Below are 23,806 nucleotides of genomic sequence, written 5' to 3' on the forward strand. Positions count from 1 at the left end.
TTTTACCGAAGGCCACAGGGCGCCTGCCTCGCGCTTTTATGTGGCTTCTGCGGTAGACTGAACGCCGTCGTTTTTTGCAGAACCTCAAATTCCCACAAGACGAAACAGGGTGTGCGAATGAATCGACTGTGCAAGTCTCTGATGGTGCTTCAGGTTGCAGCAGGGTTCGTAGGTTTCGTAGCGGAGGCAAACGCGGCGGAGGCGGCAAAGCCGGATCTCGACCGCGGCAAGGCGATTGCCGGGCAGGTGTGCGCATCGTGTCACGGTGCCGATGGCAATAGCGCGTCGGGCAGTTTCCCGAAGCTTGCCGGCCAGCATCCCGAATATCTGGTCAAGCAGTTGAACGACTTCAAGACGCAGCCGGGCGCGAAGGGGCCGGTGCGGACCAGCGCGGTGATGGTCGGATTCGCGAGCGCGCTGAGCGCGGACGACATGCGCAACGTCGCCGCGTACTACGGGTCGCAGACGACGAAGCTCGGCACCGCACGCGATGCGGCGACTGTGCCGATCGGCCAGAAGATCTATCGAGGCGGCATCGCGGAGAAGGGCGTACCCGCCTGCGCGAGCTGCCACGGGCCGACAGGGCAGGGTCTCCCGGTCCAGTACCCGCGTCTGTCGGGGCAGTGGGCCGATTACACGGTCGCGCAGTTGACCGCGTTCCAGCAGGGTGCCGGCGCGCGCAACAACAACGAGGCGATGCATCAGATCGCGACGCGGCTGTCGGACAACGAGATCAAGGCCGTCGCGGATTACATCGCGGGCCTGCGTTGAGCGGTCAGCCGCGAATGAAATGACCGGACGCCCGAAGGGCGGCCGGAGTCAGAACAAGAAAAGGGTGGGGCGCCGCGCAGTCGCGGCCGCCTTGCCCTTTTTTGTTGTCAGTCGGAGTTTGAATGAGCGTTACCACGTCGGGGTTGCAGTCGAAGTCGGGTCAGGGTGCGTCGAAGCGCGCGGTCGAGCTGCTGAGCTCGATGCGCTTCGCGATTGCGTTGCTGGTGGTGCTGTCGATTGCGAGCATCATCGGCACGGTCCTGACCCAGGACGATCCGTATCCGAACTACGTGAACCAGTTCGGGCCGTTCTGGGCGGACATCTTCCGCTCGCTCGGCCTGTACAACGTGTACAGCGCGTGGTGGTTCATGCTGATCCTGATCTTCCTCGTCGTGTCGATCTCGCTGTGCGTGATCCGCAACGCACCGAAGATGCTCGCCGATGCAAAGAGCTGGAAGGACAAGGTTCGCGAAGGCAGCCTGCGGGCTTTCCACCACAAGGCCGAGTACACGGCGTCGGGCACGCGCGCGACCGTCACGGCAACGCTCGCCACTTTCGTCACCAAGGCCGGCTACAAGCACGTCGTGCGTGAAAACGACGGCGCGACGCTGATCTCCGCGAAGCGCGGCGCGATGACCAAGTGGGGCTACATCTCCGCGCACCTCGCGATCGTCGTGATCTGTATCGGCGGCCTGCTCGACAGCAACCTGCCGATCAAATTCCAGATGTGGATGTTCGGCAAGAGCCCGGTCAACACGAGCGCGACGATCAGCGAGATCTCGCCCGACCATCGCCTGTCCGCGTCGAACCCGACGTTCCGCGGCTACGCGTGGGTGCCCGAGGGCCAGTTCGTGTCGACCGCGATCCTGAACCAGCCGAGCGGCTCGCTGATCCAGGACCTGCCGTTCTCGATCCAGCTCAACAAGTTCATCGTCGACTACTACACGACGGGCATGCCGAAACTGTTCGCGAGCGACATCGTCGTGATCGATCGCGAGACCGGCCGGAAAATCCCGGCGCGCGTCGAGGTCAACAAGCCGTTCACGTACAAGGGTGTGTCGATCTACCAGTCGAGCTTCCAGGACGGCGGCTCGCAGATGCAGATGACGGCCTATCCGATGACGGGCGGCAACGCGAAGACCTTCCCCGTGCAGGGCACGATCGGCAGTTCGGCGCCGCTGCAGATGCCGGGCGCCGACGGTGACACGATCGAGTTCGCCGATTTCCGCGCGATCAACGTCGAGAACATGGCCGACGCGAACGGCAAGCCGGACGTGCGTGGTGTGGCGACGACGAGCTCGCTGAAGGAAGTGTTCGACGAACGGCTCGGCTCCGGCGCGAAGACGTCGAAGCCGACGCAGCTCCACAACATCGGCCCGTCCGTGCAGTACAAGATTCGCGGCAAGGACGGCCAGGCGCGCGAATTCAACAACTACATGCTGCCCGTCGACATGAACGGCGAGCGCGTGTTCCTCGCCGGCGTGCGCACGAGCCCGAACGACCCGTTCCGCTACATGCGGATTCCGGCCGACAGCCAGGATTCGATCGGCGAATGGATGCACCTGCGCGCCGCGCTCGAGGATCCCTCCGTGCGCGCCGAAGCCGCCGCGCGCTTCGCGCAGCGTTCGCTGCCGGGCACCGACGCATCGCTGCGCGGCCGCCTGCAGGACAGCGCGTTGAAGGTGCTGACCCTGTTTGCGGCGAGCGACGACAGCGTCGGCCGCGGCGCCGACGGCCAGCCGATCGGCGGCTTCCAGGCCGTGGCGACGTTCATCGATCGCTCGGTGCCCAAGGCCGAGCAGGAGAAGGCCGCGAGCCTGCTGCTGCGGATGCTCGAAGGCTCGATGTGGGAGGTGTGGCAGATCTCGCGCGAGCGTGCGGGGGAGCCGGCGGCACAGCAGGGCACCGACACGATCCGTTTCGTACAGAACGCGATCAACGCGCTATCCGACAGCTTTTTGTATGGATCGCCGGTCTATTTGCAGCTTGACTCATTCAAGCAGGTGCAAGCTTCGGTATTTCAGTTGACGCGCGCACCCGGCAAGAATCTGGTGTATCTTGGCAGCCTGCTGCTGGTCGCCGGCATCTTCTCGATGTTCTACGTGCGCGAGCGGCGCCTCTGGTTCTGGCTGAAGGACGCCGGTTCGGGCGTCGATGTGGTGATGGCAATGTCCACGGCCCGCAAGACCTTCGATTTCGAGAAAGAATACGTGCAGACGCGCGACGCGGCCGGTGCCGCCTTGCACGCCGCACCTCGCGATGCCGCGCCGGCCGGTGCGGCATCGACGGCCCGTTCGCCTGCCGGCGGCGGTTCCGATTCCGAGAATTCCACCCGGTAACATCATGGATCTCACGCAAGTTTCCTCTTCCCATCGGGCGTCGGCCCAGGCGCCGGTCACGGCACCGCTGTTCGACGATCGTCCGTTCCTCGCGCGCCTGTCGTTGCTCGACTGGCTGTTCGCACTGGCGCTCGTGGTGGGCGCGGGCTATGCGCTCGTGCACTACAACGCGCACATGGATTACTACGACAAGGCGGTGATGATCGGCACCGTGCCGGCGCTCATCGCGCTCGGCTGGCGCTGGAAGCCCGCGCGGCTGATGATGGCGTCGATCGCCGTGCTGGCGCTGCTGTCGATCCAGATCTACCAGGGCGATCTCGCGCGCGCCGATTCGGCGTTCCTCCTCAAGTACTTCCTGTCGAGCCAGTCGGCCATCCTGTGGATGAGCGCGCTGTTCGTGCTCGCGACGATCTTCTACTGGATCGGCCTGCTCGCGCGTTCGGAATCGGGCTCCGCGATCGGCCAGAAGCTCACGTGGGTTGCCGTGCTGATGGGCTTCACCGGCCTGATGGTGCGCTGGTACGAGTCCTACCTGATCGGTGCGGATGTCGGGCACATTCCGGTGTCGAACCTCTATGAAGTGTTCGTGCTGTTCAGCCTGATCACCGCGCTGCTCTATCTGTATTACGAAGGCCACTACGGGACGCGTTCGCTCGGCGCGTTCGTGCTGCTGGTGATCAGCGCGGCGGTGGGCTTCCTGATGTGGTATTCGGTCGCGCGCGATGCGCAGCAGATCCAGCCGCTCGTGCCGGCGCTGCAGAGCTGGTGGATGAAGATCCACGTGCCGGCGAACTTCATCGGCTACGGCAGCTTCGCGCTGTCGGCGATGGTGTCGGTCGCGTACCTGATGAAGGAGCGCGGCGTGCTCGCCGATCGTCTGCCGACGCTCGACGTGCTCGACGACGTGATGTACAAGTCGATCGCGGTCGGTTTCGCGTTCTTCACGATCGCGACGATCCTCGGCGCGCTGTGGGCGGCCGAGGCATGGGGCGGCTACTGGAGCTGGGACCCGAAGGAAACCTGGGCGCTGATCGTGTGGCTCAACTATGCGGCGTGGCTGCACATGCGCCTGATGAAGGGCCTGCGCGGAACGGTGGCCGCGTGGTGGGCGCTGACGGGCCTGCTCGTGACCACCTTCGCGTTCCTCGGCGTCAACATGTTCCTGTCCGGGCTGCACAGCTACGGCAAGCTGTAAGATTCCCGCTGCTCGTCCGACTATGAGACCGCCGGTGCACTGCGTGCCCGGCGGTTTTCTTTTGTAACGGACGGGCGATCCGGCCATCGAACGGCGCAAGATGAGGCGGGTCGAACGCCCATGAAGCTGCGCGTGGCGCAGGCAGGAGGAGCAGCACGATGTGGATCAAACGCCCTTTGCTGAACGTACTGACCGGTGGCGATATCGCGCCCGGCGAAATCACGCCGCGCGCGGTCTTCGAGAACCGGCGGCGCGTGTTGCAGGCGGCCGGCCTAACTGCGGCGGGCGGGCTGCTCGGCGGCAGCGGCGCGGCATTTGCCGCCTATGCGTCGCCCGACGCGCGGGCGGCGAAGCTCGCGGCGAAAACGAACCCGAAGTTCGTCGCGGCCGACAAGGTGACGCCGTTCAAGGACATCACGTCCTACAACAACTTCTACGAATTCGGCACCGACAAGAGCGACCCCGCGCAGAATGCGGGCACGCTGCGGCCGCGCCCGTGGCGCGTGAGCGTCGAGGGCGAGGTGCTGCATCCGAAGGTGTTCGATCTCGACGAACTGCTGAAGCTCGCGCCGCTCGAGGAGCGCGTGTACCGGTTGCGCTGCGTCGAGGGATGGTCGATGGTGATCCCGTGGATCGGCGTGCCGCTGTCCGAGCTGATCAAGCGGGTGCAGCCGACCGGCAATGCGAAATACGTGCAGTTCATCACGCTGGCCGACCCGTCGCAGATGCCCGGCCTGTCGACACCCGTGCTCGACTGGCCGTACTCGGAAGGGCTGCGGATGGACGAGGCGATGAATCCGCTGACGCTGCTGACGATGGGCGTATACGGGCAGGTGCTGCCGAACCAGAACGGCGCGCCGGTGCGTATCGTCGTGCCGTGGAAGTACGGCTTCAAGAGCGCGAAGTCGCTCGTGAAGATTCGCTTCGTCGACAAGCAGCCGAAGACGAGCTGGAACACGTATGCGTCGAACGAGTACGGCTTTTATTCGAACGTGAACCCGAACGTCGATCATCCGCGCTGGAGCCAGGCGACCGAGCGGCGCATCGGCGAGGACGGTTTTTTCACGCCGAAGCGCAAGACGCTGATGTTCAACGGCTACGGCGACCTGGTCGCGTCGATGTATCAGGGCATGGACCTGAAGAAGAATTTCTGAGGGCGAAGGTGAGAAACGACATGCCTCCTTCGACGCTGACGCCCGCGCGTGCAGCGGGCGCCGGCCCGGCTGCACGTGCCGTGCGGGCCGGTGCGACTCGCCCTGCCGCGCCGCGCTGGCTCGCACCGGCCAAGGTGCTGGTATTCGCGGCGGGCCTTTATCCGCTCACGCGTCTCGTGCTGTTCGGGCTGACCGACCGGCTCGGCGCGAATCCGATCGAGTTCATCACGCGCTCGACGGGCCTCTGGACGCTCGTGATGCTGTGCGTCACGCTCGCCGTCACGCCGCTTCGGCGCATGACGGGGTTCGCCACGCTGCTGCGCTTTCGCCGGATGATCGGGCTGTTCGCGTTCTTCTACGCGACGCTGCACTTCACGACTTACCTGTGGTTCGACAAGTGGTTCGACGTCGTCGCGATCCTGAAGGACGTCGGCAAGCGCCCGTTCATCACGGTCGGTTTCGCCGCGTTCGTGCTGCTGATTCCGCTCGCGGCAACGTCGCCGCGCGCGATGGTGCGCCGGCTCGGCCGCCACTGGGCGACGCTGCACAGCGCGGTCTACGCGATCGCGCTGTTCGGTGTGCTGCACTTCTGGTGGATGAGGGCCGGCAAGCACGATCTCGCGCAGCCGAAGCTGTATGCGGCGATCGTCGTCGCGCTGCTCGGCTGGCGGCTGGTTGCATGGGGATCGCGGCGCGTGCGCGCGTGATGGCGCAGCCAAAAACAAAAGGCGATGACCGGGAAGTCATCGCCTCGTTTCGCGAGCCTGCGCAGGCGGCGCGTCGTTACTTCGCGACAGCCGGGCTCGATGCCGGTGCAGCCGTGGCGGATGCCCCGCTCGACAATTCGGGCGACAGCATGAGCGGCGTGCCGGACGAATCGGGCACACTGTCGGACGATGCGTTTTCATCGGTCGGCTTCACGTCCGACGGCGGTGTGTCCTGCTGCTGGAGTGGCTTGGGCAGCGGAGGCACGGTGGGCAGATAGAGCGCGCCGCTTTGACCGCAGCCGGCAAGAATCGCCAAAGCCGCTACAATCGCGCTCATCCGGAAAACGACTCGCATGATCGTCCCTGAACAATTGAACCGATAGAGTTTAGCATGTCCGATACCGAATACCTGACCCGTGCCGAGGCCGTGCTGGCGGCCGTCGAGCGTACCGTCGACGACGCCAACGACGGCGATCACGACATCGATCTGGAGCGCAACGGCAGCGTCCTGACGCTGACGTTCGAGAACGGCTCGAAGATCATCGTCAACCTGCAGCCGCCGATGAAGGAGGTGTGGATTGCCGCGAAGGCCGGCGGTTTCCATTACCGGTTCATCGACGGCGCATGGCGCGATACGCGCACGGGCACCGAGTTCTTCTCGGCGCTCACCGAATACGCGACGCAGCAGGCCGGCCTGCCGATCACGTTCAGCGCATGACGATCGGGGCCCGCCCCGACGCATGACCCAACGAAAAAAGCGCCCCGCGGGGCGCTTTTTTCATGTCCGGGCCGACGGTCAGTGCGCCTGGAACAGGTTCATGATGTCCTGCTTTTCCTGCTCGTCGACGTGCGGCACGGTCGCGTCGACGTTCTGCGCGGCCGGTGCCTGCGGCACGCCGACCGTCGACACGAAGCCGTGACCCGGTGCGAACTCGGTGAAGTACAACTCGCCGCCGAGCGATTCGACGCCGTCCGGCATCGTCGGCTTGAACTCGGGCACACCCTTCAGCGCGGCACCCATGTAGTCGATCCAGACGGGCAGCGACAGGCCGCCGCCCGTTTCGCGATCGCCGAGGCTGCGCGGATTGTCGTAGCCGATCCACGCGATCGCGGCGAGCGTGTGCTGGTAGCCGGCGAACCACGCGTCGTGCGAGTCGTTCGTCGTGCCGGTCTTGCCCGCGAGGTCGGTGCGCTTCAGCACGTTGGTCCGTGCACCCGTGCCGCGTTGCGCGACGCTCTGCAGCAGGCTGTTCATCACGTACGCGTTACGCGCGTCGATGGCGCGCGGCGCATTCTGTTCGGCGACGAGCGGCTGCGCGCGCACGACGATCGCGCCGCTCGGATCGGTGACTTCGGCGATCAGGTACGGATTGACGCGGTAGCCGCCGTTCGCGAATACCGAATACGCGCCCGCCATCTGCAGCGGCGTGACCTGGCCCGCGCCGAGTGCCATCGGCAGGTACGCCGGATGGCGTTCCGCGTCGAAGCCGAAGCGCGTGATGTACTGCTGCGCGTACTTCGTGCCGATATGGTTCAGGATCCGGATCGACACGAGGTTGCGCGAGCGCTGCAGCGCGGTGCGCATCGACATCGGGCCTTCGAAGCCGCCGCCGTAGTTCTTCGGCTCCCACGGCTGGCCGCCCGTTTCGGCCGCGCTGAAATACAGCGGACCGTCGTTGATCACCGTCGCCGGCCCGAGGCCCTTGTCGAGCGACGCCGAATAGATGAACGGCTTGAACGACGAACCCGGCTGCCGCCACGCCTGCGTGACGTGGTTGAACTTGTTCTTGTTGTAGTCGAAGCCGCCGACGAGCGAGCGGATCGCGCCGTCCTGCGGGACGATCGACAGGAACGCCCCCTCGACCTGCGGCAACTGCGTGATCGACCATTTGCCGGCGTCGTTCTTCACGACGCGGACGATCGCGCCCGGGCGGATGCGGCGATTCGGCTGCGCATTGGCCGACAGCGCGCCCGACGCGAAGCGCAGGTTGTCGCCTTCGATCGTCGCATTGCTGCCGTCGATGAACGCGACCGTGATCTGGCGCGGGTTTGCGGCCGTGACGACCGCTGCAATCAGTTCGCCGTTGTCGGGGTGTTCAAGCAGCGCATCGTCGATCGCCTGTTCGCGGTCGTCGGCGCCGGCCGGCAGCTCGATGAAGCCTTCCGGCCCCCGATAGCCGTGCCGGCGTTCGTAATCCATGATGCCCTTGCGCAGCGCGGTATAGGCGACCTGCTGATCCGCGGAGTCGATCGTCGTGACGACGTTGAAGCCGCGCGTGTAGGTTTCCTCGTGGTATTGCGCGTACATCATTTGTCGGACCATTTCCGCGACGTACTCGGCGTGCACGCTGAAATCGCGGCCCGGCCCCTTGACGACGAGCGGCTGTGCGACGGCCTCGTCGTACTGCTCGCGCGAGATGAAGTTCAGCTCGAGCATCCGTTGCAGGATGTATTCCTGGCGCACCTTCGCGCGCTTCGGGTTCACGACCGGGTTGTACGCGGACGGCGCCTTCGGCAGCCCCGCGAGCATCGCCGCTTCCGCGAGCGTGATGTCCTTCAGGTCCTTGCCGAAGTAGACCCGCGCGGCGCTCGCGAAGCCGTATGCGCGCTGGCCGAGATAGATCTGATTCATGTAGACCTCGAGAATCTGATCCTTCGTCAGCGCACGCTCGATCCGGTACGCGAGCAGCATCTCGTAGATCTTGCGCGTGTAGGTCTTCTCGCTCGACAGGAAGAAGTTGCGCGCAACCTGCATCGTGATCGTGCTCGCCCCCTGCGACGCATGGCCGTTCGTCAGCGCGACGAAGCCGGCGCGCACGATGCCGGTGAGGTCGACACCGCCGTGATCGTAGAACCGCGCGTCCTCGATCGCGAGGATCGCCTTCTTCAGCGAGTCGGGCACGTCCTTGAAATGGACGACGTCGCGGCGCTCTTCGCCGAATTCGCCGATCAGCACGTGATCGGACGTATAGATGCGCAGCGGCACCTTCGGGCGATAGTCGGTCAGCGCGTCGAGCGACGGCATGTTCGGCCACGCGACGACGAGCGCGTAGCCGAGCACGAGGCCGCCGGCCACGACGAGCGCCACGCACATCGTGGCGAATCCGAGCAGGACTTTTTGCCACCAGGGCCGCTTCTTCGGCTCCGGGGCGGGAGGCGGGGACGTAGGAGTCGTGGATTGCATAGGCATACCGGAAAACAGTCCCGCGATTATAGCTGCCCGGTAAGACCGGTCCTGACGCGGGGGCCGCCCGCCCTGAAGCCGCGGGCCGGCGCACTTCCAGCATAGCCCGCGCGCGGCCGTCGCGAGCGGATGCTGGCCGTTAGGCCGACTGTCGGCCCGACGCGCCGTTTTGCAGAATCAGTCTCGGAAACGCGGCGTGGGCCGCGACGAGCTCGGGAGGCTGGGATGGCGGGAAGATGGCGGGCGCGGTTTGCGCAGGGTGGGCATCGGTCGACGGGAATCGACGTCGGTGCGGACGAGGTGAGGGTGGTCGTGCTGAGCCGGCGTGGCCGGGGCGCCGAGGTGTGCGTCGAGGGGCTGGAGCGGGAGCCGGTCGGGTTGGCGGGCGGACCGGAGGATGCGCGTTGGGCGGCGGTTGCGCGGGCGCTGGCCGCGGCCGTGTCGAGACTGTCGGCGGCCGACGTGCGGTGTAGCGCGCGCGGCGTGATGGCGTTGCACGATGACGAGATGCGCACCGCGATGCTGGACCTGGCCGGGCGGGACGACATCGAGGACGCCGCGCGGCAGGCGGCCGAACGCATTTCGGGGCTCGCGCCGGACAGTCTCGCGTTCGACTGGCGGCAGGACGGCGGTGCGGGGGAGATCGAGGTTGCCGTGGCCTCGCTGGCGCTGCTCGAACGGCGGGTCGATGTGGCCGCGCAGGCCGGTATCGATCTGACGGTGGTCGACGGCGAGTCGGCCGCGGCGCTGCGTGCGTTGCGCTATGCGGCGCAATGCGAACTCGACGCGCAGGCGGGCCCCTGCGCGGCGCTCTGGTTCCATGACTCGGGCGTGCAAGGCTGGCGAATCGACGGTTCGTCGGCCGTACCGGTGCTGACGCTGTCCGGCGCGGCGCCGGGGGCGTTTTCCGATGCATTGCGCCGGCGCGCGCTCGGGGCCGTGTGCTGTGTCCTCGTGGCCGGGGACGAGCGCTGTATCGCCCGCTTCGATACGTCCGTCGCCGAGATCGGCGACGTGGTCGGCGCGGTTGCGGTGCCGTTCGACTGCACGGGCTGGAGCGCGCAATCGTGCCTGTCCACCGGCATGCCGGGCGGCCCGGCATTGGCTGTTGCATTCGGGCTGGCATTGCGCGGAGTGTGGGAATGACGGCCCTCCGTGCGGAGCCGGGCGGCTTCAACCTGTTGCCGTACCGTGAGCGGCTGGCGCGGGCGTTGTGACGTCGTCGGGCCGCGCAGTGCGGTACGGCGATTCTGCTCGGCGTACTCGGCGCCGGCCTGTGGACGGGCGCCGCCAGCGGGGCGCGGTGGCGTGTGGATGCGGAGCGCGCAATCGTGGAGGCGCGGCTGCGGCAGTTGCAGCCACAGGTGGGTGCCGCGACACGCGCCGCCAATGCGGCGGCCGTCGTCGCGCAGCGTGACGCGGAGGCGGCCGCGCGTGCCGCACCTTACCGGCACGTCGCGGGGCTGCTGGCGACGCTGGCGCAGGTGCACGACGGCACGGTTCGGCTCGATGCGCTGCGCACGACGTCGGCGGGTGCCGTGCTCGATGTCCGCGCCGTGAGCTACCGGGCGGCCGCGCGATGGCTCGCGGGGATGGCGCGCGAGCAGCGTGGCTGGCGGATCGATATCGATGCGTTGAAGCCAGCCCCGGATGCACCGGTCGCCGCCGGCGGGATGCCGTTCCGGTTTTCGGTCCAGTTGCGCTGGCACGACGCGATGCCGTCCCGGAAAGCATCGGGAGGCGGCGCATGACGGCGCTCGCGCATCGGCCCGCACCGCATCGCGGCGGATGGCGGAGCGGCGTGCGGCGCGTGTCGCCGGCGACTGCGCATGTCGCAGGCTGCGTGCTCGCGTTCGCGGCCGCGCTGACGGGCGGCATTCATCTGGCGAATGCCGCGGACTGGGGCGGGCTCGCGCACAGCCGCGCGTTGCTGGCGGCGGCGCAGAAACGAGAGGCCGACGCGCAGCGTGTTCTCGTGGCCGCTGCACGGCAACACGACGCGCATCCGGCGGCGGCCGACGGCGATCGCTCGTCGCGTGCGCCGGAATGGGCCGCGTTGATGCTGGAACTGGCCGATCGCGCCGCGTTGAGCGGGCTGCGCGGCGTATCGATCGAACCACTGCGCGCCGAGGGGGGATTGCCGGAAGGGCAGCGCTCGGTGCGCATCGTCGCGGACGGCGGGTTTCGCGCGTTGCTGCAGACGGTCGGATGGCTGGCGCGTTTCCCGGTGCTGGCGGTGCCGACCACGCTGCGTGTCGAACGAGGAAGGGAGGCCGTGCGTGTGGAAATGGCGGTCGACGTGTTTCCGGGGTTACCGGCGACGACGTCCAAGGGCGGGGAGACGCCGGTTCTGGCCGACTCGCCCGGCGCCGATCCGTTCGGCGAGGCCGGCTCGCCTGAAACGGAGGGGGCGGCTGCCCGCCTGGCCGGCACGATTCGCGACAGGCATGCCGGTCTCGCGTTGTTCGACGACAGTGACGGCGCATTCGCGGCCTTGGTGCCCGGCGAAGCCCTCGGGGCCGCGCGGGTGGTGCGAGTCGATCCCGTCGCCGTGACGCTCGCGACGGCGGATGGCGCGTACCGAGTCGCCCTGGACGACGGGAGGCGCCCATGATGAAGCAGGGATGTCGGGTGCTCGCCGTCTGGGCCGGATTGACGGCGGCCGGTGCAAGCGCCTCGTTGCCGCCGCTGCCGGCCGTCTGGCCTGCAGCATCGACGGAGATGCAGGTGCCGGGCCTGCCGTTGCCCCAACGCGCGGTGGACGGGGCGGACGGCCCAGCATCTGCGGAGGCCGGCCTGCCGCCGTTCGACCAGGCGGCTCGCACGGCGCTTCGGGCGGAGGCCGCCGCCCCGGCACCCGGGCTGGAGGGGCCGCCGATCCCGTTGGCGCCGCCGGCCCGGATGGGCGACGCCGCGGCGCGGCAACCAGGCGATGCGGACGACGCACGGCGGATTTCGCTGAATCTGCAGGGAGCGGGGCTTGCGGCCGCGTTCGACGCGTTCGCGCGGTTCACCGGGCTCAATATCGTCGTCGGCGAGCAGGTGCGCGGCACCGTCACGTTACGTCTGAACAATGTCCGCTGGCGCGACGCCTTCGACACGCTGCTCGACACGCACGGGCTCGCGATGTCGCGGCGGGGTAACGTGATATGGGTCACGCCGGCGGCCGAGCTGGCGGCGCGCGAACGCGAGCGCTTCGAAATGCACGCGCGGGCCGCGGATCTGGAGCCGCTTGCGAGCCGGACGTTCGCGCTGCGCTACCCACGCGCGCAGGACGTGCAACGGCTGCTGGCCGGCGCGACCGGCCAGCGCCTGCTGTCGAAGCGCGGCGCCGCGGCGGCGGATCCGCGGACGAACCTGCTGTTCGTCACCGATCTCGCGCCGCGCCTCGACCAGATCGCAAGCCTGATCGAGGCGATCGACCGGCCGTCGCGGCAGGTCAGGATCGAGGCCCGCATCGTCGAGGGCGAGCAAGGCTTTTCGCGCAATCTCGGCGCACGGGTCGCGCTGAGGGCGCAGGCGCGGCCGCCGTCGGGCGAGAGTGCGAGCGAAAGCGCCTCGTTCACGACCGGCGCGCGCAACGCGCTCGACCTTGCTGGGCGGCCGCTCGGCGGCTTCGAAGCGGCGACCGCCGGCTTCACGCTGTTTGCCGCGCCGCTCAGCCGAGTGCTCGACGTCGAACTGAGCGCGCTCGAGGCACAGGGGCGGGGCCAGATCGTTTCGAGCCCGCGCGTGGTGACCGCCGATCGTGTCAAGGCGATCGTCGAACAGGGTTCGGAGCTGCCGTACCAGGCGAAGGTGGGCAATGGCGTGAGCGGCGTGCAGTTCCGCCGGGCGACGCTCAAGCTCGAGGTCGAGCCGCAGATCACGCCGGACGGGCGCGTCGTGCTCGACCTGGACGTGACGAAGGACAGCGTCGGCGAGCCGACGGCGGCCGGCCCCGCGATTCATACGAAGCACGTACAGACGCGCGTCGAGGTCGAGAACGGCGGGACGGTCGCGATCGGCGGGATCTATGAGCAACTGAACCGGAACGATGTGACGCGCGTGCCGCTCTTGGGCAAAATACCGTTTCTGGGCGCGCTTTTCCGGCACCGCGCGCAACGCGACCAGCGCAGCGAACTGGTCGTCTTCATCACGCCGACGGTCGTCGATGCGCGCTGCGATGCACGCGGCATGGGCAGCGCGGATGCCGAAAAAACGGGGCCGGAAGCCGCCGGCGCAGGCTCGACAAGGCAGCCGCTTTGCCAGTAAGCTGCGCCACACACCAGCAAGATTGAAGCAGAGGAAGCCGTTGCAAGCGCGGGACCCACATGCAAACGTATTTTTCGTCGGCCTTATGGGAGCGGGTAAGACCACCGTGGGCCGTGCGGTCGCGCGTCGTCTCGACAGGACGTTCTTCGACTCCGACCACGAAATCGAGGCCCGCACGGGCGCGCGCATTCCGGTGATCTTCGAGCTGGAGGGCGAGGCCGGGTTTCGCGATCGCGAAACGCAGGTCATCGCCGATCTCACGCAGCGCGAGAACATCGTGCTCGCGACGGGCGGCGGCGCGGTGCTGCGCCCGGAAAATCGCGACTGCCTGAAAAGCAACGGTATCGTCGTCTACCTGCGCGCGAACCCGCACGACCTGTGGCTGCGCACGCGCAAGGACAAGAACCGCCCGCTGCTGCAGACCGACGACCCGAAAGGGCGCCTCGAAGCGCTGTATGAAGTGCGCGACCCGCTGTACCGCGAATGCGCGGATTTCGTCATCGAGACCGGCCGTCCGTCGGTCAACGGTCTCGTCAACATGGTGTTGATGCAACTCGAACTGGCGGGCGTCATCGCCAAGCCGCTACAAGCATGATTACTGTCAACGTCGACCTGGGCGACCGCGCCTATCCGATTCACATTGGCGCCGGCCTGATCGGCCGCGCCGAGCTGTTCGCACCTCACATCAAGGGTTCTTCCGTCACGATCGTCACGAACACGACGGTCGATCCGCTCTACGGCGACGCGCTGCGCGCGGCGCTCGCGCCGCTCGGCAAGCGTGTGTCGACGGTCGTGCTGCCCGACGGCGAGGCGTACAAGAACTGGGAGACGCTGAACCTGATCTTCGACGGCCTGCTGACCGACCGCGCGGACCGCAAGACGACGCTCGTCGCGCTCGGCGGCGGCGTGATCGGCGACATGACGGGCTTTGCGGCCGCATGCTACATGCGCGGCGTGCCGTTCATCCAGGTGCCGACGACGCTGCTGTCGCAGGTCGATTCGTCGGTCGGTGGCAAGACGGGCATCAACCACCCGCTCGGCAAGAACATGATCGGCGCGTTCTACCAGCCGCAGGCCGTGATCGCGGACATCGGCGCGCTGACGACGTTGCCCGACCGTGAACTGGCGGCCGGTGTCGCCGAGATCATCAAGACCGGCGCGATCGCCGATGCGGCATTCTTCGACTGGATCGAGGCGAACGTCGACGCGCTGAACCGTCGCGACCCGGCTGCGCTCGCGCACGCGGTGAAGCGCTCGTGCGAGATCAAGGCGAGCGTGGTGGCGGCCGACGAACGCGAAGGCGGCCTGCGCGCGATCCTGAACTTCGGCCACACGTTCGGCCATGCGATCGAGGCCGGGCTCGGCTACGGCGAGTGGCTGCACGGCGAGGCGGTCGGCTGCGGGATGGTGATGGCAGGCGACCTGTCGGTGCGGCTCGGCCTGCTCGACGAAGCGTCGCGGCAGCGCCTCGATGCGGTGATCGCGGCTGCACACCTGCCGACCCGCGGGCCCGCGCTCGGCGACGCGCGCTACATGGACCTGATGCGCGTCGACAAGAAGGCGGAGGCCGGCGCGATCAAGTTCATCCTGCTGAAGCGATTCGGCGATACGTTGATCACGCAGGCGCCGGACGAAGCCGTATTCGCTACACTGGCGCAGACGACCCGCTAACGGGCGGCCCGGATGCCCCGGCGCCCCTGACATGGAGGAGACGTGAGCGAGACATCCAGCAGCACACTGCCCGAAGCCGGCCGCGTATCCGCTGCGCCGGTGGCCGAGCCGCCGACACTGGCGGCGCTGGAAGCCCATCTCGCTCCGTATGCCGCGCACGCGTCGCAGTCGCGCGGCCGCCGCCATCCGGAAACACCGCCGGCGGCGCGCACCGAATTCCAGCGCGACCGCGACCGCATCGTCCATTCGACCGCGTTTCGCCGGCTCGAATACAAGACGCAAGTCTTCGTCAATCATGAAGGCGACCTGTTCCGCACGCGTCTCACGCACAGCCTCGAGGTCGCGCAGATCGCCCGCTCGGTCGCGCGTAACCTGCGCCTGAACGAGGATCTCGTCGAGGCGATCTCGCTCGCGCACGATCTCGGCCATACGCCGTTCGGCCATGCCGGGCAGGACGCGCTGAACGCCTGCATGCGCGAGCATGGCGGATTCGAGCACAACCTGCAGAGCCTGGCGGTCGTCGACGAGCTCGAGGAGCACTACGGCGCGTTCAACGGGCTGAACCTGTGCTTCGAGACACGCGAAGGCATTCTGAAGCACTGCTCGCGCGAGAATGCGCGCAAGCTCGGCGCGCTCGGCGAGCGCTTCCTGCAGGGCCGCCAGCCGTCGCTCGAAGCGCAGCTCGCCAACATCGCGGACGAGATCGCGTACAACAACCACGACGTCGACGACGGCCTGCGTTCCGGCCTGATCACGATCGAGCAGCTCGCGGAAGTCGAGCTGTGGCAGCGCCACTACGAGGCGGCGCTCGCCGAGTTCCCGCACCTCGAAGGCCGCCGTCTCGTGCACGAGACGGTGCGCCGCATCATCAACACGCTGATCGTCGACCTGATCGACGAAACCACGCGCAATCTCGCGCGCGTCGCGCCGGCATCGCTCGACGACGTGCGCGCCGCGCCGCCGCTCGTCGCGCACAGCGCCGAGGTCGCCGCCCAGGCGGCGGCCCTCAAGCGTTTCCTCTTCAAGAATCTCTATCGCCACTACAAGGTGATGCGCATGGCGAGCAAGGCGCAGCGCGTCGTCACCGGGCTGTTCGATGCGTTCATCGACGATCCGCGGCTGCTGCCGCCGCCGTACCAGTCCGACGACGCCGCGCAGCAACCGCGCCTCGTCGCGCACTACATCGCCGGCATGACCGACCGCTTCGCGCTGAAGGAGTATCAGCGCCTGTTCGTCATCAACGACAACTGACTGTCACAAACGATCACTAGACTTCGCCGGTTCAATGGCGATGGGAATGTTGCACACGCTGTTGGTAACGTTTTCATAGGAGAGAGGTCGATGAAGAAGAAGCCTGCGGGGACACTGGTTCGTTCGATCGCGCTCGGCGGCGCGCTGATGTTCGGGGTGCAGCACGTGGCGCTCGCCGCGACGGAAATCCAGTTCTGGCATGCGATGGAGGCCGCGCTCGGCGAGCGGGTCAACGCGATCGCCGACCAGTTCAACGCGTCGCAGAGCGACTACAAGATCGTGCCGGTCTTCAAGGGTACCTACGACCAGGCGCTCGCGGCCGGCATCGCGGCCTACCGCAGCGGCAATGCGCCGGCGATCCTCCAGGTCTATGAAGTCGGCACGGCCACGATGATGCAGGCGAAGAAGGCCGTCGTGCCCGTCTACGACGTGTTCAGGCAGGCCGGCGTGCCGCTCGACGAAAAGGCGTTCGTGCCGACCATCGCGAGCTACTACAGCGACGCGAAGACGGGCCATCTCGTGTCGATGCCGTTCAACAGCTCGACGCCGGTGCTGTACTACAACAAGGACGCGTTCAAGAAGGCCGGGCTCGATCCGAACCAGCCGCCGAAGACGTGGGCCGACGTGAAGGACGATGCCGAGAAACTGCGCAAGTCGGGGATGGCGTGCGGCTTCACGACCGGCTGGCAGGGCTGGATCCAGCTCGAAAACTACAGCGCGTGGCACGGGCTGCCGTTCGCGAGCCGCAACAACGGCTTCGACGGCGCCGACGCCGTTCTGGAGTTCAACAAGCCGCAGCAGATCGCACACGTCTCGTTCCTGCAGCAGATGGCGAAGGACGGCACGTTCACGTACGCGGGCCGCAAGGATGAAGCGTCGGCGAAGTTCTACAGCGGCGACTGCGGGATCCTGACGACGTCGTCGGGCGCGCTCGCGAACGTGCAGAAATTCGCGAAGTTCAGCTACGGCACGGGCATGATGCCGTACGACGCGAACGTGAAGGGTGCACCGCAGAACGCGATCATCGGCGGCGCGAGCCTGTGGGTGCTGGCGGGCAAGGATCCGGCGACCTACAAGGGCGTCGCGAAATTCCTCGCGTTCCTGGCTTCCCCGGCGGTTGCCGCGAAATGGCACCAGGACACGGGCTATCTGCCCGTGACGACCGCCGCGTACGACCTCACGCGCCAGCAGGGCTTCTACGCGAAGAACCCGAGCGCCGAAACCGCGATCAAGCAGATGCTGAACAAGCCGCCGCTGCCGTACACGAAGGGGCTGCGTCTCGGCAACATGCCGCAGATCCGCACGGTGGTCGACGAGGAGTTCGAACAGGTCTGGGCGCAGAAGAAGTCGCCGAAGGATGCGCTCGATTCGGCCGCGTCGCGCGGCGACGAACTGCTGCGCCGCTTCGAGAAGTCGGGCGGCTGAGCCCGCATCGCACCGTGCCGCCGGCCGCGTCGCATCCTGTCCGGATGCACGCGCCGGCCGGCGGCACGGCCACCTTTCCGTTGCGCCTGACCGGATATCCGCGATGCAATCCCGTTCCCGTTTCGGTACGAGCCTGTTGCCGTACCTGCTGATCGCGCCGCAGCTCGCGATCACCGCCGTGTTCTTCCTGTGGCCGGCCGGCGTCGCGCTGTGGCAGTCGACGCAGATGCAGGACGCGTTCGGCACGTCGAGCGAATTCGTCGGCCTCGCGAACTTCACCCACCTGTTCGCCGATCCGCTGTATCTCGATTCATTCCGCACGACGCTGGTGTTCAGTTCACTCGTTACGGTGAGCGGACTGGTCGTGTCGCTGATTCTCGCCGCGTGCGCCGATCGCGTGATCCGCGGCGCGCGCGTGTACCGCACGCTGCTGATCTGGCCGTATGCGGTCGCGCCGACGATCGCCGCCGTGTTGTGGGCATTCCTGTTCAACCCGAGCATTGGCTTGATCACCTATGCGCTCGCGAAGAGCGGCATCGTGTGGAACCACGCGCTGAACGGCGGCCAGGCGATGTTCCTGGTCGTGCTCGCGTCGGTGTGGAAACAGGTGAGCTACAACTTCCTGTTCTTCTACGCGGGCCTGCAGGCGATCCCGCGCTCGCTGATCGAGGCGGCCGCGATCGACGGCGCCGGGCCGGTGCGACGCTTCTTCAACATCGTGCTGCCGCTGCTGTCGCCCACCAGCTTCTTCCTGCTGGTCGTGAACCTCGTCTACGCATTCTTCGACACGTTCCCGGTGATCGACGCAGCCACGGGCGGCGGCCCGGCGCAGAGCACGAAGACGCTGATCTACAAGATCTTCGCGGAGGGCTTCCAGGGGCTCGACATCGGCAGCTCGGGTGCGCAGTCGGTCGTGCTGATGATCATCGTCGTCGGACTCACGGTGATCCAGTTCCGCTTCGTCGAACGCAGGGTGCAATACGCATGATCGAAAATCGCAAGGGCTTCGACCTGTTCTGCCACGCGGTGCTGATCGCCGGTGTGGTGCTGATCGTGTTTCCCGTCTACGTCGCGTTCTGCGCGGCGACGATGAACGCGCAGGAAGTGTTCACGGTGCCGCTGTCGCTCGTGCCGAGCACGCACCTGTTCGAGAACATCGCGTACATCTGGGGGCACGGCAGCGGCGGCACGACGGCGCCGTTCGGCCGCCTGCTGGTGAACAGCTTCGCGATGGCGCTCGGCATCTCGGTCGGCAAGATCGCGGTATCGATCCTGTCCGCTTACGCGATCGTCTATTTCCGTTTCCCGTTCCGCAACACGGCGTTCTGGCTGATCTTCGTCACGCTGATGCTGCCGGTGGAAGTGCGGATCTTCCCGACCGTGCAGGTCGTGTCGACGCTGCACCTGACGAACACCTACGCCGGGCTGACGCTGCCGCTGATCGCGTCGGCCACCGCGACGTTCCTGTTCCGGCAGTTCTTCATGACGCTGCCCGACGAACTGATGGACGCCGCGCGCATCGACGGCGCGGGGCCGATGCGCTTCTTCTGGGACGTCGTGCTGCCGCTGTCGAAGACGAGCATCGCGGCGCTGTTCGTGATCACGTTCATCTATGGCTGGAGCCAGTACCTGTGGCCGATCCTGATCACGACGGAGGCATCGCTGTCGACGGCGGTGGTGGGCATCAAGATGATGATCGCGAGCGGCGACGCCGCGACCGAATGGCAATACGTGATGGCGGCGACGCTGCTGGCGATGATTCCGCCGCTCGTCGTCGTGCTGGCGATGCAGCGCTGGTTCGTGCGCGGCCTCGTCGATTCCGAGAAATGAACCACGGACGGTAACCGGGAGAAGGACCAGGTATGGCTGCGCTGAGCTTGAAGGGCGTCAGGAAATCCTACGACGGCAAGCAGCACGTGCTGCATGGCATCGACGTGGAGATCGCCGACGGCGAATTCATCGTGCTGGTCGGCCCGTCGGGCTGCGGCAAGTCGACGTTGCTGCGGATGATCGCGGGGCTCGAGAGCGTGACGGACGGCGAGATCGCGATCGGCGACCGGGTCGTCAACACGCTGGAGCCGAAGGACCGCGACATCGCGATGGTGTTCCAGAACTATGCGCTGTACCCGCACATGACGGTCGCGCAGAACATGGGCTACGGGCTGAAGATCCGCGGGATCGAGCGCGCGACGATCGATTCGAGGGTGGCCGCGGCCGCGAAGATCCTCGAGCTCGAGCCGCTGCTCGCGCGGCGGCCGCGCGAACTGTCGGGCGGCCAGCGGCAGCGCGTCGCGATGGGGCGCGCGATCGTGCGCGAGCCGTCAGTGTTCCTGTTCGACGAGCCGTTGTCGAACCTCGACGCGAAGCTGCGCGTGCAGATGCGGCTCGAGATCCAGCGGCTGCATGCGCGGCTCGCGACGACGAGCGTGTACGTGACGCACGACCAGATCGAGGCGATGACGCTCGCGCAGCGGGTGATCGTGATGAACCGCGGTTACGCGGAGCAGATCGGCGCGCCGGTCGACGTGTACGAGAAACCGGCGACGGTGTTCGTCGCGGGCTTCATCGGCTCTCCCGCGATGAACCTGATGCACGGCCGGCTGTCGGAAGACGGTGCGACCTTCACGGTCGCGGGCGGCGGCCCCGCGCTGCCGGTCGCCGGTTCGCCCGGCATCGGCGCGGAGATCGCCACCGGGCGCGACTGGGTGCTCGGCGTGCGTCCGGAGCATATGACACCGCAGCCGGGCGTCGCGCAGGCGACGCTGCCGGTCGACTCGTGCGAGCTCCTCGGCGCGGACAACCTCGCGCACGGCCGCTGGGGCAACCATGACGTCGCGGTGCGCCTGCCGCACGCGGACCGCCCCGCGCGCGGCACGGCGCTGGCGGCCGCGCTGCCTGCGCACCGGCTGCATTTCTTCGATCCCGAGACCGGCAAGCGTGCCGGCTGAAACCGCCGCATCCGCCGAGAGACCGACGATGATCACCCGTACCGACTGGCCCTATCCGCGCGTCGTCGCTCATCGCGGCGGAGGCACGCTCGCGCCGGAGAACACGCTTGCCGCGCTCGACGAGGGCGCGCGGCGCGGTCACCGGATGGTCGAGTTCGACGCGAAGCTGTCGGCCGACGACGTGACGTTCCTGCTGCACGACGACACGGTCGACCGGACCTCGAACGGCCACGGAGCGGCGGCGGGCATGCGTTATGCGACGCTTGCCGCGCTCGACGCGGGCGCGTGGCGCGATGCGCGCTTCGCGGGCGAACGGATGCCGACGCTCGCGGCGGCCGCGGCGCGCTGCATCGCGCACGGGCTGGCCGCGAACGTCGAGATCAAGCCGTGCCCCGGGCGCGAGCGCGAAACGGGGCGGCGCGTGGCCGCCGACGCGGCCGCGTACTGGCGCGATGCCGCCGTGGCGCCGCTGCTGTCGTCATTCTCGTTCGACGCATTGCAGCAGGCGCGCGCGACCGTGCCGTGCCTGCCGCGCGGGATGCTCTACGAAGTCGTGCCGGACGACTGGCATGCGCAGGTGATCGATGCGCTGGACTGCGTATCGTTGCATGCAGACCACAGTCGGCTCGACGAACCGCTTGTGCGCGCGATCAAGGCTGCCGGGCTGCGCATCCTGGTTTACACGGTGAACGACCTCGAACGGGCACGCGAACTCGCGCGTTGGGGCGTCGATGCCGTCTGCACGGACCGCATCGACCTGATCGCACCCGATGCGCTGGACGACATCGAGGTCGTCTGATGGCCCCGGCCACGGCGTGAGCCACGCCGGCGTCCGGCGAAACCCTTGCGCGGAACGTGCCTGACGCGAAAAAACGACGCCCCGACGGGATTTCCGCCGGGGCGTTTTGCATCGTGGAGACGTTACGCCAGGAAAAATCCGCTACAAATTGCAGCAGGATTAACCATTCCCCAAATATTCGACTACGCTTAGAAGCGGTAGCCGACGTTCAGGTACGTGACGATCGGGTTCAGCGAGATATGGGCCTTCGACGTTTCCGTCAGCGTGCCGACCGGCGTCCGGCGGGCCGTCGTGAAGGTCGCCGTCACGCTGACCGGGATGTACGAGAGCGACAGGCCTGCGAACCAGTGTTTCGTGAAGTTGTACGTGAAGCCGGCGTTGAAGACAGGCGCCCACTGGTTGCTGGTCGTGGCGCTGGTCGGGCCGCCGAGCACGCCGTTCTCGAAGCTGCTGTTCGTGATCTTTGCACCGGTGAACCAGACGTACGTCGCGCCGATGCCGACATACGGTCGGAACTTCGCGTTGGCGTCGTTGAAGTGGTAGCGCAGCAAGACGGCGGGGCTCCACTGGTACGCACGGCCGAGTACGCCGAATCTATCGAACTGACCCTTGCCGGTAATGTCGAACTTCGGCGGTATCCCCATAACGAGCTCGGTGGAGATATGGTCGGTGATGAAGTAGCCCGTTGCGAGTCCAAGCGTATCAGCGTCGTTGATGCCGGCGCCGGTGTTGGGAATCGATTGGTTGATGGGCGTGCCGCCTACGCCGTAGACGAACAGCGGGTCGCTGCTGTCCTGCGGCGCAAGGTGGAACCAGCCGGTGCTGACGTAGAAATCACCTGCGGATTGTGCATGTGCCGTACCGCCCGCAAACGTGAATGCGAGCGCTGCGGCCCCCGTAATGGCCAGTTTTCGTTTCATTGTGTCTCCTCCGATCAAAGGCGTGCTCATTATGACGACTGCGTTTAAAACCAAACAAGCTCGTAAGTTAGAGTTTTCTCCCTAGGTTTCGTACGACCGTACGCTTTCGCGCCCAGCGGGGACAGGGATTCAACGCAGGTGCGCATTTCGGACCCCCGGGTATTTCCTAACGCGTTCAAACGGACATTCAGCATGGCACGGTTAGCACGACTCTACGTTCCCGACCAGCCGCAGCACGTGATACTGCGCGGCCTGGATCAGCAACCCGCGTTCGTCGACGACCAGGACTACGAACTCTTCATCGATTGCCTGAAGGCCGCCGCACGCGATCATCACCTGTCGGTGCATGCCTACGTGCTGCTGCCGCGCCAGGTGCAACTGCTCGTGACGCCGAGCGACGAAGCGAGCCTGCCGAAAGCGATGCAGGCCGTCGGCCGTCGCTACGTCGCGCATTTCAACCGGCGCTACTCGCGGCGCGGCACCCTGTGGGAAGGCCGCTATCGCGCGACCGTGATCGAAGGCGAGCGCTATTTCCTGCTCGCGAGCCGCGTGGTCGAGATGAGCCCGGTGCGCGCGCAGCTCGTCGCGACGCCCGAGGCCTATCGCTGGTCGAGCTACCGGCACCACGTCGGGCTCACCGTCGACAGCCTGATCACCGACCATCCGCTCTACTGGGCGCTCGGCAATACGCCGTTCGACCGCCAGCGCGCGTACAAGGAGCTGTGCGAACAGCCGCTCGACGAGCGGCAGGCCGACCAGCTGCAGCAGGCGACGTTGAAGGGCTGGGTGCTCGGCGGCGAGAATTACCGCGAGTGGGCGGCGCGTACCGCGAACAGGCGCGTGTCGCCGCTGCCGCGCGGACGCCCCAGAAAGGTGCGTGAAAACACGCCGCCGATCCAGCAGTAACGCAGAAACGGCGGTTCAGGAGGCGGCGCTGCGGGCGCCGCTTCTTTTTGCACCAAAACGATACGACCCCAATAAAATGGCACCAGATCGAGGCGTCCGTTTAATTGGGGTTCGATCAAGCGGTTTTTGTTGCTATTCCCTTGATTCGTCGCGTATATTCCGAATTCCGGTGGCCCGGGCGAAGCATGCCCACCCACTGTCGGCCGCGCCGTCTCCCGTCGGGAGCGGGATCGACGGCAACAAGAAAATGGTTCAACGGCCTCCAGGCCCCCTTTACGACGG

The 23,806-nt window shown here is 66.9% G+C and carries 21 protein-coding genes and 1 pseudogene; 19 read left to right on the forward strand and 3 right to left on the reverse strand.

The features are described from left to right. The first annotated feature begins 117 nt into the window (after nucleotides 1-117). From DPV79_RS23170 to msrQ, 5 genes are all read left to right on the forward strand, one after another. A complete protein-coding gene (locus DPV79_RS23170) occupies nucleotides 118-771 on the forward strand; it encodes a c-type cytochrome (RefSeq protein ID WP_113046559.1) in 654 nt (217 codons plus the stop codon). A 122-nt stretch (nucleotides 772-893) separates the two neighbouring features. Further along, nucleotides 894-3,110, forward strand: coding sequence for a cytochrome c biogenesis protein ResB (locus tag DPV79_RS23175; RefSeq protein ID WP_113046560.1), 2,217 nt, complete (start codon nucleotides 894-896; stop codon nucleotides 3,108-3,110). A 4-nt stretch (nucleotides 3,111-3,114) separates the two neighbouring features. Next, nucleotides 3,115-4,305, forward strand: a complete 1,191-nt coding sequence (ccsB, locus tag DPV79_RS23180; RefSeq protein WP_021161740.1) for a c-type cytochrome biogenesis protein CcsB — start codon at nucleotides 3,115-3,117, stop codon at nucleotides 4,303-4,305. Between the two features lie 158 nt (nucleotides 4,306-4,463). Continuing rightward, on the forward strand, nucleotides 4,464-5,459 hold the full coding sequence (msrP, locus tag DPV79_RS23185; RefSeq protein WP_113046561.1) for a protein-methionine-sulfoxide reductase catalytic subunit MsrP: 996 nt from the start codon (nucleotides 4,464-4,466) through the stop codon (nucleotides 5,457-5,459). A 20-nt stretch (nucleotides 5,460-5,479) separates the two neighbouring features. After that, the gene (gene msrQ, locus DPV79_RS23190; RefSeq protein WP_113046563.1) at nucleotides 5,480-6,166 is read left to right on the forward strand and encodes a protein-methionine-sulfoxide reductase heme-binding subunit MsrQ; all 687 of its coding nucleotides are present in this window, start codon (nucleotides 5,480-5,482) and stop codon (nucleotides 6,164-6,166) included. Nucleotides 6,167-6,242: 76 nt separating this feature from the next. On the opposite strand, the gene lptM is transcribed toward msrQ, so the two are convergent. Continuing rightward, on the reverse strand, nucleotides 6,243-6,521 hold the full coding sequence (gene lptM, locus DPV79_RS23195) for an LPS translocon maturation chaperone LptM (protein WP_021161743.1): 279 nt from the start codon (nucleotides 6,519-6,521) through the stop codon (nucleotides 6,243-6,245). Between the two features lie 36 nt (nucleotides 6,522-6,557). Here lptM and cyaY point away from each other — a divergent pair, with 36 nt between their 5' ends. Then, nucleotides 6,558-6,884: an iron donor protein CyaY gene (cyaY, locus tag DPV79_RS23200; protein WP_021161744.1), complete on the forward strand. Its 327-nt coding sequence runs from the start codon at nucleotides 6,558-6,560 to the stop codon at nucleotides 6,882-6,884. Nucleotides 6,885-6,962: 78 nt separating this feature from the next. On the opposite strand, the gene DPV79_RS23205 is transcribed toward cyaY, so the two are convergent. After that, nucleotides 6,963-9,350, reverse strand: a complete 2,388-nt coding sequence (locus DPV79_RS23205; RefSeq protein WP_042978180.1) for a penicillin-binding protein 1A — start codon at nucleotides 9,348-9,350, stop codon at nucleotides 6,963-6,965. Between the two features lie 225 nt (nucleotides 9,351-9,575). On the opposite strand from DPV79_RS23205, the gene DPV79_RS23210 reads away from it, so the two are divergent. From DPV79_RS23210 to ugpQ, 12 genes and pseudogenes are all read left to right on the forward strand, one after another. Then, on the forward strand, nucleotides 9,576-10,496 hold the full coding sequence (locus tag DPV79_RS23210; protein WP_113046564.1) for a type IV pilus biogenesis protein PilM: 921 nt from the start codon (nucleotides 9,576-9,578) through the stop codon (nucleotides 10,494-10,496). After that, nucleotides 10,493-11,101: pseudogene (locus DPV79_RS23215) on the forward strand (fimbrial protein). The gene DPV79_RS23210 and the pseudogene DPV79_RS23215 overlap by 4 nt, the downstream one beginning before the upstream one ends. Continuing rightward, nucleotides 11,098-11,964, forward strand: a complete 867-nt coding sequence (locus tag DPV79_RS23220; RefSeq protein ID WP_113046566.1) for a pilus assembly protein — start codon at nucleotides 11,098-11,100, stop codon at nucleotides 11,962-11,964. The pseudogene DPV79_RS23215 and the gene DPV79_RS23220 overlap by 4 nt, the downstream one beginning before the upstream one ends. Continuing rightward, the gene (locus DPV79_RS23225) at nucleotides 11,961-13,604 is read left to right on the forward strand and encodes a type IV pilus secretin PilQ (protein ID WP_113046568.1); all 1,644 of its coding nucleotides are present in this window, start codon (nucleotides 11,961-11,963) and stop codon (nucleotides 13,602-13,604) included. Before DPV79_RS23220 ends, DPV79_RS23225 begins: the two co-directional genes overlap by 4 nt. A 40-nt stretch (nucleotides 13,605-13,644) precedes the next feature. Continuing rightward, nucleotides 13,645-14,199, forward strand: a complete 555-nt coding sequence (gene aroK, locus DPV79_RS23230; RefSeq protein ID WP_034189844.1) for a shikimate kinase AroK — start codon at nucleotides 13,645-13,647, stop codon at nucleotides 14,197-14,199. Continuing rightward, the gene (gene aroB / locus DPV79_RS23235) at nucleotides 14,196-15,275 is read left to right on the forward strand and encodes a 3-dehydroquinate synthase (RefSeq protein WP_027788565.1); all 1,080 of its coding nucleotides are present in this window, start codon (nucleotides 14,196-14,198) and stop codon (nucleotides 15,273-15,275) included. Before aroK ends, aroB begins: the two co-directional genes overlap by 4 nt. Before the next feature lie 42 nt (nucleotides 15,276-15,317). Beyond that, nucleotides 15,318-16,526 carry a deoxyguanosinetriphosphate triphosphohydrolase gene (locus tag DPV79_RS23240; RefSeq protein WP_059555043.1) on the forward strand — a complete coding sequence of 403 codons (1,209 nt, stop codon included), beginning with the start codon at nucleotides 15,318-15,320 and terminating at the stop codon, nucleotides 16,524-16,526. A 90-nt stretch (nucleotides 16,527-16,616) separates the two neighbouring features. Further along, a complete protein-coding gene (gene ugpB, locus DPV79_RS23245; protein ID WP_113046569.1) occupies nucleotides 16,617-17,951 on the forward strand; it encodes a sn-glycerol-3-phosphate ABC transporter substrate-binding protein UgpB in 1,335 nt (444 codons plus the stop codon). A 103-nt stretch (nucleotides 17,952-18,054) separates the two neighbouring features. Next, entirely contained in the window at nucleotides 18,055-18,939 is an 885-nt protein-coding gene (ugpA, locus tag DPV79_RS23250; protein WP_039366730.1) for a sn-glycerol-3-phosphate ABC transporter permease UgpA, read from the forward strand. After that, nucleotides 18,936-19,781 carry a sn-glycerol-3-phosphate ABC transporter permease UgpE gene (ugpE, locus tag DPV79_RS23255; RefSeq protein ID WP_113046571.1) on the forward strand — a complete coding sequence of 282 codons (846 nt, stop codon included), beginning with the start codon at nucleotides 18,936-18,938 and terminating at the stop codon, nucleotides 19,779-19,781. Before ugpA ends, ugpE begins: the two co-directional genes overlap by 4 nt. Before the next feature lie 32 nt (nucleotides 19,782-19,813). Further along, nucleotides 19,814-20,899 (forward strand): sn-glycerol-3-phosphate import ATP-binding protein UgpC, encoded by a 1,086-nt coding sequence (locus DPV79_RS23260; protein WP_113046572.1) that lies wholly within the window; start codon nucleotides 19,814-19,816, stop codon nucleotides 20,897-20,899. Between the two features lie 28 nt (nucleotides 20,900-20,927). Then, complete coding sequence (ugpQ, locus tag DPV79_RS23265) at nucleotides 20,928-21,698, forward strand: glycerophosphodiester phosphodiesterase (RefSeq protein ID WP_113046625.1); 771 nt, start codon at nucleotides 20,928-20,930, stop codon at nucleotides 21,696-21,698. A gap of 188 nt (nucleotides 21,699-21,886) precedes the next feature. On the opposite strand, the gene DPV79_RS23270 is transcribed toward ugpQ, so the two are convergent. Beyond that, nucleotides 21,887-22,618, reverse strand: coding sequence for an OmpW/AlkL family protein (locus tag DPV79_RS23270; protein WP_113046573.1), 732 nt, complete (start codon nucleotides 22,616-22,618; stop codon nucleotides 21,887-21,889). A 192-nt stretch (nucleotides 22,619-22,810) separates the two neighbouring features. Here DPV79_RS23270 and DPV79_RS23275 point away from each other — a divergent pair, with 192 nt between their 5' ends. Beyond that, nucleotides 22,811-23,524 (forward strand): transposase, encoded by a 714-nt coding sequence (locus tag DPV79_RS23275; RefSeq protein ID WP_006477151.1) that lies wholly within the window; start codon nucleotides 22,811-22,813, stop codon nucleotides 23,522-23,524. The last annotated feature ends 282 nt before the right edge of the window (nucleotides 23,525-23,806 follow it).

Source organism: Burkholderia reimsis (assembly GCF_003294055.1).
Lineage (GTDB): Bacteria > Pseudomonadota > Gammaproteobacteria > Burkholderiales > Burkholderiaceae > Burkholderia > Burkholderia cepacia.